Consider the following 13,208-nt stretch of genomic DNA (forward strand, 5'->3'; position numbering starts at 1 on the left):
CTCCGGCCCTGGACCGCTCCGGCCCTGGACCGCTCCGGCCCTGGACCGCTCCGGCCCTGGACCGCTCCGGCCCTGGACCGCTCCGGCCCTAGACCGCTCCGGCCGAGTGGTCGTTGTAGGTGCCGGCGAGGGGCTGGCCGGAGAGGGCGGCGATCGCGGTCATGATCTCGTCGGTGGCGTCGCGGCGGGCCTTCGCCGGGCGCGTGCCGGGCACCGGCGTGAACCGCATCGGGGCGCCGAACTTCACGGTCACCTTGCCGGGGCGGGGGACCCGGGTGCCCACCGGCTGCACGTGCTCGGTGCCGGAGATCGCGACCGGCACCACCGGCGCCCCGGTCGCCAGGGCCAGCCACGCGACGCCGGTGTGGCCGCGGTAGAGGCGCCCGTCGCGGGAGCGGCTGCCCTCCGGGTGGATGCCGAACGCGCCGCCGTCGTCGAGCACCCCCTTCGCGATCTCGAGCGCCTGCTGGGCCGCCCGGAAGCCGTCGCGGGGCACGCCGATCACGTCGAGCCCGGTCAGGAGGGTGCGGACGGCCCACTTCTTCGGGTTGCCGCGGCCGAAGTATTCCTGCTTGGCCAGGAACGAGACGCGGCGCGGCGTGAGCAGCGGGATCAGGAAGCTGTCGATCACCGAGAGGTGGTTGGCGGCCAGGATCACCGGGCCGGTGCGGGGAACGTTGCGCGATCCGCTCACCGACGGGCGGAAGGCGGTCAGGGCGACCGGCAACAGCATCGGGCGCAGGGCCGGGCCGATGTTCACCTCAGGTGCGCCCGCACGGTGGCGGCCAGGAGCGGGCCGGGATCGTCGGACCCGGTGACGACCTGCATGCTGCCCCATTGCCAGAGCTGGGCGATGCCGTGCACGCCGGCCCAGAGGGCCGCCGCGGTCACCGGTGGGTCGGGCACGGCGGCCCGGTCCAGCTGCTTGACGAGTACGCCGAAGAGAGGCGTGCTCGCCTCCCGCAGCCCGATGCCGTTGCCGGTCAGCAGATCGTGCCGGAACATCAGCGCGAACATCCCCGGTTCCCGCTGGGCGAACTCGACGTATCGCCGGGCCATCTCGAGCACCGCCTCGCGCGGGTCGTGCCCGGTCGTGCGGTCGACCAGCGCGCCGAGCATGCGGTGGCCCTCCCGGGCGATCGCCGCGAGCAGCGCCCGGTGGGTCGGGAAGTAGCGCCTCGGCGCCCCGTGCGACACCCCGGCCCGGCGCGCGATCTCCCGCAGGGTCAGCGCGCCGGGTCCCGCCTCGGCGAGCAGCTCGACGCCGGCCGTGATGAGCCGCCGTTCGGTATCCGTCTCCGGCATGGACAGTGTCTATCAGCCGCCGGTAGACATCGTCTACGGCGTCTCGCCGACCGGCGGGGCCCAGCCGGGGCGGCGGATGAGGCAGAACGGGTGACCGGCCGGGTCGGCGAAGACGTGGTCGCCGGTGGGCAGTTCGGTGGCGCCCAGGGCGAGCACCGCCGCGCGGGCCGTGGCGAGGTCGTCGACCATCACGTCGAAGTGGATCTGCTGGGGGACGGCCGGGTCGGGCCACGTCGGTGGGCGGTGGCCGGCCGCGCGCTGGAAGGCGAGGCCCGAGGTGTGGTCGTCGGGCGAGACGACCGCGAAGTCGCCGTCGTCGTAGCTGATCGGGTGGCCGAGCAGGGCGCTGTAGAACGCCGCCAGCGCGCGGGGCTCCGGGCAGTCCAGGATGACGTGGTGCAGCCTTCCGACCGGCATCGTTCTATCCTCCCGGGGCCGCGACTCGGCCGAGCAGCGATGGCATGCCGACACGTTAGCCGGGGGCCGGCCGTCGCGCTGCCCGGCCGCGGCGGATCAGGAACCCGCCACCAGGAGGTTGACGGCGATGGGCATGCGTCGTGCGTCGTAGACGAAGCCGCCACCTTGCGGGTGGCGACTCCTGCGACGCGTACGGAAAAGGAGCGCGAGCTATCGATCGGTGGGTGACCACCGCCAGTCGGCGACCTGCGGGGCGTCCTCGCCGTTGGCCCTGGTGTAGAGGCGGCACTGCTCGCGTTCGTCGACCATCTCCTGGCGGAGGTGGGCGGCCGTGGCCGCGAGGCCGGGAACCCGGTCGATGACGTCGATGACCAGGCGGAAGCGGTCGAGGTCGTTGAGCATGACCATGTCGAAGGGCGTGGTCGTGGTGCCCTCCTCCTTGTAGCCGCGGACGTGCAGGTTGGCGTGGTTGGTGCGGCGGTAGGTCAGGCGGTGGATCAGCGACGGGTAGCCGTGATACGCGAAGATCACCGGCCGGTCGGCGGTGAAGACGGTGTCGAACTCGCGGTCCGAGAGGCCGTGCGGGTGCTCGGTGTCCGGTTGCAGGCGCATCAGGTCGACGACGTTGACGAACCGGACCTTGAGCTCGGGCAGCCGTTGCCGCAGGATGTCGGCCGCGGCGAGCGACTCCATGGTCGGGACGTCGCCGGCACAGGCCAGGACCACGTCCGGCGAGGAGCCCGCGTCGGTGCTGGCCCATTCCCAGATGCCGAGGCCGCGGCGGCAGTGCAGGTCGGCCTCGGCCATGGTGAGCCAGGACGGGGCCGGCTGCTTGCCCGCGATCACGACGTTGATGTAATGCCGGCTGCGCAGGCAGTGGTCCATCGTGGACAGCAGGGTGTTGGTGTCCGGCGGCAGATAGACCCGCACGACCTCGGCCTTCTTGTTGACCATGTGGTCGATGAAGCCCGGGTCCTGGTGGGAGAAGCCGTTGTGGTCCTGCCGCCAGACGTGGCTGGAGAGCAGGTAGTTGAGCGAGGCGACCGGCCGCCGCCAGGGGATGTTCCGGGTGACCTTGAGCCACTTCGCGTGCTGGTTGACCATCGAGTCGATGACGTGGATGAACGCCTCGTAGCTGGTGAAGACGCCGTGCCGGCCGGTCAGCAGGTAGCCCTCGAGCCAGCCCTCGCACAGGTGCTCGGAGAGGACCTCCATGACCCGGCCGTCGGGCGACTCGTGGTCGTCGTCGCTGGTCGTGGCCGCGGTCCAGGTGCGGTCGGTGGCCTCGAAGGTCGCCTGGAGGCGGTTGGAGGCGACCTCGTCGGGGCCCATCAGCCGGAAGCGGCCGAGGTTGGCCCGGATCACGTCGCGCAGCCAGGTGCCGAGAATCCTGGTCGCCTCGTCGAGGTTCTGTCCCGGTTCCTTCACCTCGACGGCGTAGTCGCGGAAGTCGGGAAGGACGAGGTCGCGGAGGAGTTCGCCGCCGTTGGCGTGCGGGTTGGCGCTCATCCTCCGGGCACCCCGCGGGTGCAGATCATCAAACCCCGCGGTCGGGGAGCCCTTTTCGTCGAAAAGATCTTCCGGTCCGTACGATCGGAGCCATTCGTCGAGTTGGCGGAGGTGTTCCGGGTTGCCCCCCGGGTCGGAGAGCGGCACCTGGTGGGCCCGGAACGTGCCCTCGACGCGGTTGCCGTCGACGGTCCTCGGCCCGGTCCAGCCCTTGGGCGTGCGGAAGACGATCATCGGCCAGCGGGCGCGGGTGCCGTCGTTTCCTTCCCGGGCATACCGCTGGATCTCGGCGATCGTGTCGAGGCATTTGTCCATCGCGGCGGCCAGCGCCTGGTGCACCAGCAGCGGGTCGTCGCCCTCGACCACGATCGGCTCGTAGCCCCAGCCCTTCAGCAGGCTCAGCAGGTCGTCGTCGCCGATCCGGGCCAGCATCGTCGGGTTGGCGATCTTCCAGCCGTTGAGGTGCAGGATCGGCAGGACCGCGCCGTCGCGTTGCGGGTTGAGGAACACGTTGGACAGCCAGCTGGTGGCCAGCGGCCCGGTCTCCGCCTCGCCGTCGCCGACCACGCAGAACACGGTCAGGTCCGGGTTGTCGAAGGCCGCACCGTACGCGTGCATGAGCGAGTAGCCGAGCTCGCCGCCCTCGTGGATCGACCCCGGCACCTCGGGCGCGACGTGCGAGGGGATGCCGCCGGGGAACGAGAACTGCTTGAACAGCCGCCGCATGCCGGCCTCGTCCCGGCTGACCGAGGGGTAGAGCTCGGAGTAGGTGCCCTCGAGCCAGGTGTTGGCCACGATCGCCGGGCCGCCGTGCCCCGGCCCGATCACGTAGATCGCGTCGAGGTCGCGCCGCACGATCTGCCGGTTGGCGTGCGCGTAGACCATGTTGAGGCCGGGGCTGGTTCCCCAATGGCCGAGCAGACGCGGCTTGATGTGCTCGGCGGTGAGCGGCTCGCGCAGCAGCGGGTTGTCGAGAAGGTAGATCTGGCCGACCGTCAGATAGTTGGCGGCCCGCCAGTACGCGTTGATCCGGTCGAGCTCGTCGTCGGTCAGGGGACCTTGCAAGGTGGACGCGGTCATGTAGCTCATCTTGGCCCGGCTACCCCCGTCGAGGGCTCTCATGTTCCGGAACCATTAAACGAACCTTAAGAGGCTCGCCTCCGGTAGATCGACAGGCATTGAATAACCGGACTGTTAACCCGGTTTCCGGTTTCCCCCTTTGCCCCGGAGGCACATCCCCCCATGAGAAAACGTCGCCTTATCGTGGGCGCGGTCGTCGCCCTGACGGCGGGCGCGCTCGGCGTCGCCGGCATCACCAACGCCTTCGCGGCCTCCAGCGGTTCGCTGGTCAGCTCCCTGAACGGCAAATGCCTCGACGTCACCGACGGCTCCACCGCCAACGGCAACCAGCCGCAGCTCTGGTCCTGCTCGCCCGGCCCCAACCAGACCTGGACCCTGGCCGACAACGGCTCGGTGCAGGGGCTCGGCAAGTGCCTCGACGTCGCCGGCAACTCCACCGCCAACGGCGCGGTCGTGCACCTGTGGGACTGCTTCGACACGGTCGCCACCCAGAAATGGACGCTGTCGGCCGCCGGCGACCTGGTCAACACCGCGGCCGGCAAGTGCCTGGACGTCAAGGACAACAACACCGTCGACGGGGCCAAGCTGCAGCTGTGGACCTGCGGCGGGACACCCAACCAGAAGTGGACGTTCTCCGGCACTTCCACCCCGCCCACCACGCCGCCGACCACCGTGCCGTCGAACCCGAACAACCCGGACCTCGGGCCCAACGTCACGATCTTCGACCCGTCGATGTCGTCGGCCACCATCCAGAGCAAGCTGACCTCGGTCTTCAACCAGCAGGTGCAGAACCAGTTCGGCACCCAGCGGTACGCGCTGCTGTTCAAGCCCGGCAGCTACAACGTCGACGCCAACGTCGGCTTCTTCGAGCAGGTGGCGGGCCTCGGGCTCACCCCCGACCAGGTCAACATCAACGGCCACGTGCACGTCGAGGCCGACTGGTGGCCGGACGGCACGCAGAACGCCACCCAGAACTTCTGGCGCTCGGCCGAGGGCCTCAGCGTCACCCCGCCCGACGGGCAGGACCGGTGGTCGGTGTCGCAGGCCGCGCCCTACCGTCGCATGCACCTGCGGGGCAACCTGGCGCTCTCCGACGGCGGCTGGTCGTCCGGTGGCTTCATCGCCGACACCAAGGTCGACGGCCAGATCGACAACGGATCGCAGCAGCAGTTCATCTTCCGCAACACGTCGATGAGCAAGTACGTCAACCAGAACTGGAACGCCGTCTTCGTCGGTGACCAGGGCGCCCCGGCCGGCAACACGTTCCCCAACCCGCACTACACCACGGTCGGCTCGACCCCTTCGGTCGAGGAGAAGCCCTACCTGTACGTGGACGGAACCGGGGCGTACCAGGTGTTCGTGCCCGGCATGCGGACCAACTCGACCGGCACCAGCTGGGCGAACGGCAACCCGGCCGGCTCCTCGCTGCCGATCAGCACGTTCTACATCGTCAAGTCGGGCGACACCGCGGCGACGATCAACGCGGCCCTCGCGGCGGGCAAGAACCTGCTGGTCGCCCCCGGCGTCTACCACCTCAACCAGACGCTGAACGTCAACCGGGCCGGCACGGTGATCCTGGGCCTCGGCCTGGCGACCTTCCAGCCGGACGGCGGCGTCGACGCGATGCACGTGGCCGACGTGGACGGCGTGCGGATCGCCGGCCTGCTGTTCGACGCGGGCACCACCAACTCGAACATCCTGCTCCAGGTCGGCCCGGCCGGCTCGTCCGCTTCGCACGCGGCCAACCCGACCGTGCTGTCGGACGTCTTCGTGCGGATCGGCGGCGCGGTCGCCGGCAAGGCCACCACGTCGATGCAGATCAACAGCAACAACGTGATCGGCGACCACTCGTGGATCTGGCGGGCCGACCACGGCACCGGCAACAACACGGTCGGCTGGACCACCAACCCGGCCCGGAACGGCCTCGTGGTCAACGGGAACGACGTGACCTTCTACGGCCTGTTCGTCGAGCACTTCCAGCAGTTCAACACGATCTGGAACGGCAACGGCGGCAAGACGTACTTCTACCAGAACGAGATGCCGTACGACGTGCCCAACCAGGCCGCGTACATGAACGGCAGCACTCAGGGCTGGGCGGCGTACAAGGTCGCCGACTCGGTCACCACGCACGAGGCGTGGGGTGTCGGCAGCTACTGCTTCTTCAACACCAACAACTCGGTGGTCAACGCCCACGCGGTCGAGACACCGGTCAAGTCCGGCATCAAGTTCCACGACGTGATCACCGAGTCGCTGGGCGGCGTCGGCACGATCAGCCACGTCGTGAACAACTCGGGTGACGCGGCCAAGGCCGGGCACACCGAGGCGTGGCTGGCCTCGGCTCCGTAGGTCCGAAGTGCCGGCCCGGGTTCCTCCCGGGCCGGCACTGTGATAGCCGTTACATATGGATGCCGTAGTCACCGATCTCCACTTCGCCGAGTCGCCCCGCTGGCACGACGGGCGCCTCTGGTTCTCCGACTTCTACGGCGGGGTGGTCCAGTCGGTCCTTCCCGACGGCTCCGACCTGCGCCTCGAGGCGACGGTGCCGCAACAGCCGTCCGGGCTGGGCTGGCTCCCCGACGGCCGCCTGCTGATCGTCTCGATGCGCGACCGTCGCCTCCTGCGGCGCTCGTCCTCGGGTGAGCTGGAGGTCCACGCCGACCTGTCATCGTTCGCGACCGGCCATCTCAACGACATGGTCGTCGACTCGCGCGGCCGGGCCTATGTCGGCAACTTCGGTTTCGACCTCATGGGCGGCGGCGCCATGGCGCCCGCCTCCCTGCATCGCGTCGACCCCGACGGCACCGTCACCGAGGTGGCGACCGACCTCTGGTTCCCCAACGGCACGGTCATCACCGGCGACAACGTCCTGCTGGTCAACGAGACGTTCGGCAACCGGGTGACCGCCTTCGACCTGACCCCGGACGGGTCGTTGACCAACCGCCGCGTCTGGGCCACCTTCGGCCCGGTGCCCACCGAGCGCGACTTCGCCGACGTCGTCCCCCAACTGGTCGTCGCCCCCGACGGCTCGTGCCTGGCCCCCGACGGCACCCTCTGGATCGCCGACGGCACCAACCCGCGCCTGCTCCACATCGGCCCGGACGGCAGCGTCCTCGACGAGGTCAGCCCGGGCACCCCGGTCTACGCGTGCGCACTGGCCGGCGACACGCTCTTCGCCTGCGCCGCACCCGACTTCTTCGAGCAGCCCCGCAAGGCCGCCCGGGAGGCCAGCATCATCGCGATCCCCTTGGCTTCGCTGGGATGACGCAACCTCGGTGCGGCCCGGATCCGCCGCTCCAAACCTCGAAAACATGCTGTCCCGCCGGCCGCTGCGGGCGAGTGCCGGGCGCCGCCGGCGAGTGCCGGCCGCCGGTCTGACGTGACCGGAACCTAGAGAGCCCGCGCCGCCGCCCGGCCGGCCGCCCGGCCGCTGAAGATGCAGCCGCCGAGGAACGAGCCCTCGAGGGCGTTGTAGCCGTGCACGCCGCCGCCACCGAAGCCGGCGACCTCGCCCGCCGCGAAGAGGCCGGGGACCGGGTCGCCGGAGGGGCCGAGCGCGCGCGAGTCGAGGTCGGTCTGGATGCCGCCGAGGGTTTTGCGGGTGAGGATGTGCAGCTTGACGCCGATCAGGGGGCCGGCGGCCGGGTCGAGGAAGCGGTGCAGGGAGGCGACGCGGCCGATGCGGTCGCCGAGGTAGCGGCGGGCGTTCTGGATGCCCTGGATCTGGGCGTCCTTGCTGTAGGGGTTGGCCACCTGGCGGTCACGGTCCTCGACCTGGCGGCGGATGTGGGCCGGGTCGAGGAGGGCCTGGTCGGTCAGGCCGTTCATCTTGGCGACCAGTTCCTCGATCGTGGGGGCGACCACGAAGTCGGCGCCGTGCTGCAGGAACGCCGCGACCGGGGCCGGGGCGCCCTTGCCGAGGAGGCGGTCCTTGAGGAAGCCGCGCCGGTCCTTCGCGGTGATGTCGGGGTTCTGCTCGGAGCCGGAGAGCACGAACTCCTTCTTGACGATCTTCTCGGTGAGGATGAACCAGGAGTGGTCGTAGCCGGCGATCTCCGGGGTCGTTCGCAGGTAACGCAGCGTGGCCAGAGTGTCGTAACTCGGGATGCCGGGGGAGGGCAGGCGCCTACCCAGCGCGTCGAACCACATCGACGACGGTGCGGCCAGGATGCGGATGCCGTGGCCGGGCCAGACCGGGTCCCAGTTCTGGACGCCCTCGGTGTAGTGCCACATGCGGTCGCGGTTGACCAGGCGGGCGCCGGCCCGCTCGGTGATCGACAGCATGCGGCCGTCGACGTAGGCCGGCACGCCGGTGATCATCCTGGTCGGCGGCCGGCCCAGGTCGGCCGGCCAGTATTGCCGGACCAGATCGTGGTTGCCGCCGATGCCGCCGGTCGTGACGATGACCGCCTGGGCCGTCAGCTCGAAGTCGCCGGCCGGGTCGCGGTTGGACTCGACGCCGCGGGCGGTGTCGGAGGGGGCGAGCACGGTGCCGCGGACGCCGGTGACCGCGCCGCCGGTGACGATGAGCTCATCGACCCGGTGGCGATGGTAGAAGCAGACGTTCGGGTTGTCGGTGGCGGCGTTGACGAACGGCTCGACCACCCCGGTCCCGGTGCCCCAGGTGACGTGGAATCGTGGCACTGAGTTGCCGTGCCCGTCGGCCTTCAACGCTCCGCGCTCGGCCCAGCCCACGGTCGGTAGCCAGCTCATCCCGAGCGACGACAGCCACGACCGCTTCTCGCCCGCCGCGAACTCGACATAGGCCCGGGCCCACTTGACGGCCCACGAGTCCTCGTCGTCGAGCCGGTCGAAGCCGGCGCTCGACTGCCAGTCGTGCCAGGCCAGGTCGAAGCTGTCGCGCACGCCGAGGCGCCGCTGCTCGGGCGTGCCGACCAGGAACAGCCCGCCGAACGACCAGAAGCCCTGCCCGCCCAGATTGGCCGCGTTCTCCTGCTCGACGATCGCGACCTTCTTGCCGGCGACGGTGAGCTCGCGCGCGGCGACCAGCCCGGCCAGCCCGGCCCCGACGACGATGACGTCTGCATCCACGATTCAGCAATGTATCGGATACGCGGACGTATTGGATAGGCTCGGCCACATGCGGGTCACCAAACGTCGCGCCGAGACCAGGGCGAGGCTGCTCGACGCCGCGTTCGACGTTTTCGCCGCCCGCGGCTTCGGCCAGACCCGCATCGACGATGTGTGCGCCGCCGCCGGCTACACCCGAGGCGCGTTCTACTCCAACTACACCACCCTCGACGAGCTGTTCTTCGACCTCTACGACGAACGCGCGGCCCTGATCGCCGCCCAGGTCACCGCGTCGCTGACCGCGCCCCCGCTCGACGCGCCGGTCGAGGAGGTCATCGAGCGCACGGTCGAGACCCTCCTGCTCGACCGCGACTGGCTCCTGGTCAAGACCGACTTCCTGCTGCACGCGGCCCGGAACCCCACCCTGGCCCGGCGCCTGGCCGGCCACCGGGACCAGCTGCGGCAGGCGGTCCGGGACCGCCTCGATTCCGTACGCGGCCAGCTCGCGCTCCCGCCCCCGATCCCCGACGTGGACGCGGCCGCCCGGGCGGTGGTCGCCGCCTACGACGGGGTGACCGTGCAGCTCCTCCTGGACGACGACGTGTCCGCGGCCCGGACGTGGCTGAGCCAGCTCCTGACCGCGCTTCTGGCCCGGGCCTGACCGCGCTTCTGACCCGGGCCTGACCGTGCTCCTGACCCGGCCTACCGCGCTCTGACCTGGGCCTAACGCGCTTCTGACTCGGGCCTGACCGCGCTTCTGACTCGGGCCTGGCTCGGAGCGCGCTCGCTCAGGGCAGGGACCAGCGCTGGCTGGCCGAGCCGCCGCAGGTGCTGACGACGACGGGCGTGCCGGAACCACGGCCCCCGGAGGGATCGGTGAGGCATCTGCCGTTGGCCGCGTTGACCAGCGTGGAGTTGGAGGCGTGCCACTGGGCGGTCGTGCGGCCGTCGCAGGACACGATGTGGACCGTGTTGTCGCCGACGATCAGCGCGCACTTCCCGTCGACCCGCAGCGTGCCGTCGGTCGCCAGGGTCCAGACCTGGGCGGTGGTGCCGTTGCAGTCGAAGACGTCGATGTGGTTGTCGTCGAACGGCAGGTTGCCGTTCAGGTCGAGGCAGAGCGCGTTCTGTCCGCGGATCGTCCCCGTCCGCCCGGTCGGTGAGGCGTCGTGCGGTTGCGCGACCCCGAAGCCGCCGCCGGTCGGGTTCACGGTCGGAGCCGACGACTGGCCGTTCGGCGGCGCGGCGGACGGCGTACCCGAGGAAGCCGCAAGCGACGCGGAGGCCTTGGCCGACGCCGAGGTCGAGGTCGAGCGGCGGGCACCGTGGCTCGTGGCGGACGGCGAGCCGGCCGTCGGCGGGGCGGAAGCGCTCGGGGCGGGCCCGGTCACCACGGGCAGGGCCGGGTCGGCGCCGGACGCGACCGACGGGCTCATTTCCGGGCGCACCACCGCGAAGGCGGCCGCCGCCGCGGCCAGCACCACCGCCGCGCCGACCCCGCCGATCACCAGGAACCGGCGGCGGAAGCGGCGACGCGGGGCAGCGACTCGGGGGATGACCTGGGTGGCCGACTCGCCGGATGCCGAGTGCTGCGACCGGACCTCGCGGGTCGTCGCCGACGGCCAGGTCTGAGTGGACGGATCCGCGTCCGGAGACTCGGAGTCGTGCAGGACGAACGGGCGTACCAGCAGAGGGTCCTGGTCGTCGCCCATGTCGTGGTCCGTCACCTGAGTTCCGCCACCGTCCGGCCGTGTACTGAGAATCAGTCGTCGAACCTACCGTGGTGATCCGGTCGGTATTGACCCCCAAACCAGCCACTTTTTCCGGCGATGTGGTGGAGGTTGACACTCTTCGGGGTGCTGAGCTGGGAAAACGTTCGGGGCGCCCCTCGGTGCGACGTATCCCACAACATCCGACCATCGTCGCGCGCAACCCAGCTACAACCTTTCGGAGCACCGAGAAGATCTTTCGCGAACCTACCTTTTTGAATATCCGGGGCGATACGGGCGCCGGCCACCAGGAAGGTCTCGCATGTCGCTCACCTCTCGCCTGCTCGCCACCGCTGCCGCGGGGCTCGCGCTGGCCGGCACGCTCATCGCACCGGCGCCGGCTTCCGCCGCTCCCTCCGAGGCGTACGCCGTGACGAGCGCGACCGAGCGGCGTCGCGTCGACTCGGTGAAGACCCCCAAGCTGAACTGGTACGGCTGCTACGACTGGGGTCAGTGCGCGACCGCGAAGGTGCCGCTCGACTACGACAACCCGAAGGGCAAGCAGGTCACCCTGGCCCTGCTCCGGGTGCCGGCCCGCGACCGGAAGCACCGCATCGGCAGCCTGTTCGTCAACCCGGGCGGCCCCGGCGGCTCGGCGACCGCGATGGCCCTCGGCGCGCCGTACTTCCTGAGCAAGAGCATTCTCGACCGCTTCGACATCGTCGGTATGGATCCGCGCGGCGTCGGCTTCAGTCAGCAGGTCGACTGCTTCCCGACCGCGGCCCGCCAACTGCCGACCCTGAAGTCGCTGGCCATGGGCTTCCCGTGGGGCGCCAAGCAGGAGAAGGCGTTCATCACGGCGGCCCAGAACGAGGCCCGCGGCTGCTCGACCACGGGCCGCGAGCTGGCCGGCGCGATGTCGACCGCCGAGGTCGCCCGCGACATGGACGTGATGCGCCGCGCGGTCGGCGACTCGAAGCTGACCTACCTGGGCTTCAGCTACGGCACGGCGCTCGGCCAGTACTACGCCAACATGTTCCCGGATCGCTTCCGCGCCGTGGTCGTCGACGGCGTCATCGACCCGAAGGCGTGGGTCGGCAGCACCGCGACCTCCGGCCAGATCCAGGACGACCGCCTCCACTCGGCCGACGGCGCGTGGAAGGCGCTCGCCGAGATCCTGCGCCGCTGCGCGGCCGCCGCACCCACGAAGTGCGAGTTCAGCAACGCCCCGATGGCCACCTTCCGAACCGTCTCCGAGCACCTGAAGGCGAAGCCGGTCAGCCTCGACGGCGACACCATCACCTACGCCGGCTTCATCGGCCTGGTGCTCAGCGCCCTCTACGAGCCCGACGCGGGCGCCGAGGTCACGGACCTCGCCGCCAAGCTGTATGCGGTGATCGCCCCCGGCGCGGCGCCGACCGCCACCGAGGTCGCCCACGCCAAGGCCACGGTCGCGCGCATGCGTTCCCGGGCCGCCGGCCGCGAGTTCCCGTACGACAACTCGTTCGACGCCTACTCCGCCGTCATGTGCACCGACGGCCTGCACCCGGCCCACGGCTCGTCCTGGCCGGCTGCCGCCGCCCGCGCCGACAAGCGCGCCACCTACATCGGCCGCGCCTGGGCCTGGGCGAGCGTCCAGTGCGCCCGCGACCACTGGACCGTCCGCGACGAGGACGCCTACACCGGACCGTTCAACAAGCTCACCCAGCACCCGGTTCTGGTCGTCGGCAGCTTCTGGGACCCGGCCACCAACTATGAGGACGCCGTGAAGTCGTCCCGCCTGCTGCCGAACGCCCGCCTCCTCTCCAGCAGCAACTGGGGCCACACCGCTTACGGCACCTCGGCCTGCGCCACCACGTGGACGGACCGCTACCTGCTCTTCCGCGCCCTGCCGGCGAAGGGCACCACCTGCGCCGGCGACGTGCAGCCCTTCACCACGCCCCTGACCAGCACCGCCACCGCCGCCTCGGCCGACGGCTTCAACCTCCGCACCGCGACCCCGGCCGAGATCGCCGCCCACGGCCTCCCGCCGGCAGACGCCCCGAAGGTCCTCCCGCCGGTCATCGGCTGAAGCCGGCCCGCCGCTGTCCTGTCCGGCGCTGTCCTGTCCGCTGCCGTCCTGTCCGGCGCTGCCCCGTCTCCCCACTTGGGAGGCGGGGC

General features: G+C 70.8%; 10 protein-coding genes. 4 read left to right on the forward strand and 6 right to left on the reverse strand.

What is annotated here, in order from left to right; genetic code table 11:
• Positions 1 to 88: 88 nt before the first annotated feature.
• The 4 genes from AB0M88_RS50420 to AB0M88_RS50435 all read right to left on the reverse strand — a co-directional run bounded on the left by AB0M88_RS50420 (position 89) and on the right by AB0M88_RS50435 (position 4,311).
• Entirely contained in the window at positions 89 to 760 is a 672-nt protein-coding gene (locus AB0M88_RS50420; RefSeq protein WP_364114975.1) for a lysophospholipid acyltransferase family protein, read from the reverse strand.
• Entirely contained in the window at positions 757 to 1,305 is a 549-nt protein-coding gene (locus AB0M88_RS50425; protein ID WP_364114977.1) for a TetR/AcrR family transcriptional regulator, read from the reverse strand. Before AB0M88_RS50425 ends, AB0M88_RS50420 begins: the two co-directional genes overlap by 4 nt.
• 33 nt (positions 1,306 to 1,338) lie before the next feature.
• Positions 1,339 to 1,722 (reverse strand): VOC family protein, encoded by a 384-nt coding sequence (locus AB0M88_RS50430; RefSeq protein WP_364114979.1) that lies wholly within the window; start codon positions 1,720 to 1,722, stop codon positions 1,339 to 1,341.
• A gap of 210 nt (positions 1,723 to 1,932) precedes the next feature.
• Positions 1,933 to 4,311, reverse strand: a complete 2,379-nt coding sequence (locus AB0M88_RS50435; protein WP_364114993.1) for a phosphoketolase family protein — start codon at positions 4,309 to 4,311, stop codon at positions 1,933 to 1,935.
• Positions 4,312 to 4,473: 162 nt separating this feature from the next.
• Here AB0M88_RS50435 and AB0M88_RS50440 point away from each other — a divergent pair, with 162 nt between their 5' ends.
• Both AB0M88_RS50440 and AB0M88_RS50445 read left to right on the forward strand, forming a co-directional pair.
• Entirely contained in the window at positions 4,474 to 6,657 is a 2,184-nt protein-coding gene (locus AB0M88_RS50440) for an RICIN domain-containing protein (protein WP_364114981.1), read from the forward strand.
• Positions 6,658 to 6,712: 55 nt separating this feature from the next.
• Positions 6,713 to 7,573, forward strand: a complete 861-nt coding sequence (locus tag AB0M88_RS50445) for an SMP-30/gluconolactonase/LRE family protein (RefSeq protein ID WP_364114983.1) — start codon at positions 6,713 to 6,715, stop codon at positions 7,571 to 7,573.
• Positions 7,574 to 7,698: 125 nt separating this feature from the next.
• Here AB0M88_RS50445 and AB0M88_RS50450 read toward each other — a convergent pair whose 3' ends face one another.
• Positions 7,699 to 9,360 (reverse strand): FAD-binding dehydrogenase, encoded by a 1,662-nt coding sequence (locus AB0M88_RS50450; protein WP_364114985.1) that lies wholly within the window; start codon positions 9,358 to 9,360, stop codon positions 7,699 to 7,701.
• A 49-nt stretch (positions 9,361 to 9,409) separates the two neighbouring features.
• On the opposite strand from AB0M88_RS50450, the gene AB0M88_RS50455 reads away from it, so the two are divergent.
• Positions 9,410 to 10,000 carry a TetR/AcrR family transcriptional regulator gene (locus tag AB0M88_RS50455; RefSeq protein WP_364114987.1) on the forward strand — a complete coding sequence of 197 codons (591 nt, stop codon included), beginning with the start codon at positions 9,410 to 9,412 and terminating at the stop codon, positions 9,998 to 10,000.
• A 127-nt stretch (positions 10,001 to 10,127) separates the two neighbouring features.
• Here AB0M88_RS50455 and AB0M88_RS50460 read toward each other — a convergent pair whose 3' ends face one another.
• Positions 10,128 to 11,066, reverse strand: a complete 939-nt coding sequence (locus tag AB0M88_RS50460) for an RICIN domain-containing protein (RefSeq protein WP_364114989.1) — start codon at positions 11,064 to 11,066, stop codon at positions 10,128 to 10,130.
• A gap of 304 nt (positions 11,067 to 11,370) precedes the next feature.
• Here AB0M88_RS50460 and AB0M88_RS50465 point away from each other — a divergent pair, with 304 nt between their 5' ends.
• Positions 11,371 to 13,119, forward strand: coding sequence for an alpha/beta fold hydrolase (locus tag AB0M88_RS50465; RefSeq protein ID WP_364114991.1), 1,749 nt, complete (start codon positions 11,371 to 11,373; stop codon positions 13,117 to 13,119).
• The last annotated feature ends 89 nt before the right edge of the window (positions 13,120 to 13,208 follow it).

The organism is Actinoplanes sp. NPDC051411 (genome assembly GCF_040682075.1).
In the GTDB taxonomy this organism is placed as follows: Bacteria; Actinomycetota; Actinomycetes; order Mycobacteriales; family Micromonosporaceae; genus Actinoplanes.

What these genes read in the sequence shown, in the direction of transcription:
- AB0M88_RS50425 (WP_364114977.1), bottom strand. Translation starts at nt 1,305, where the DNA reads ATGCCGGAGACGGATACCGAACGGCGGCTCATCACGGCCGGCGTCGAG.
- AB0M88_RS50430 (WP_364114979.1), bottom strand. Translation starts at nt 1,722, where the DNA reads ATGCCGGTCGGAAGGCTGCACCACGTCATCCTGGACTGCCCGGAGCCC.
- AB0M88_RS50435 (WP_364114993.1), bottom strand. Translation starts at nt 4,311, where the DNA reads ATGACCGCGTCCACCTTGCAAGGTCCCCTGACCGACGACGAGCTCGAC.
- AB0M88_RS50440 (WP_364114981.1), top strand. Translation starts at nt 4,474, where the DNA reads ATGAGAAAACGTCGCCTTATCGTGGGCGCGGTCGTCGCCCTGACGGCG.
- AB0M88_RS50445 (WP_364114983.1), top strand. Translation starts at nt 6,713, where the DNA reads ATGGATGCCGTAGTCACCGATCTCCACTTCGCCGAGTCGCCCCGCTGG.
- AB0M88_RS50455 (WP_364114987.1), top strand. Translation starts at nt 9,410, where the DNA reads ATGCGGGTCACCAAACGTCGCGCCGAGACCAGGGCGAGGCTGCTCGAC.
- AB0M88_RS50465 (WP_364114991.1), top strand. Translation starts at nt 11,371, where the DNA reads ATGTCGCTCACCTCTCGCCTGCTCGCCACCGCTGCCGCGGGGCTCGCG.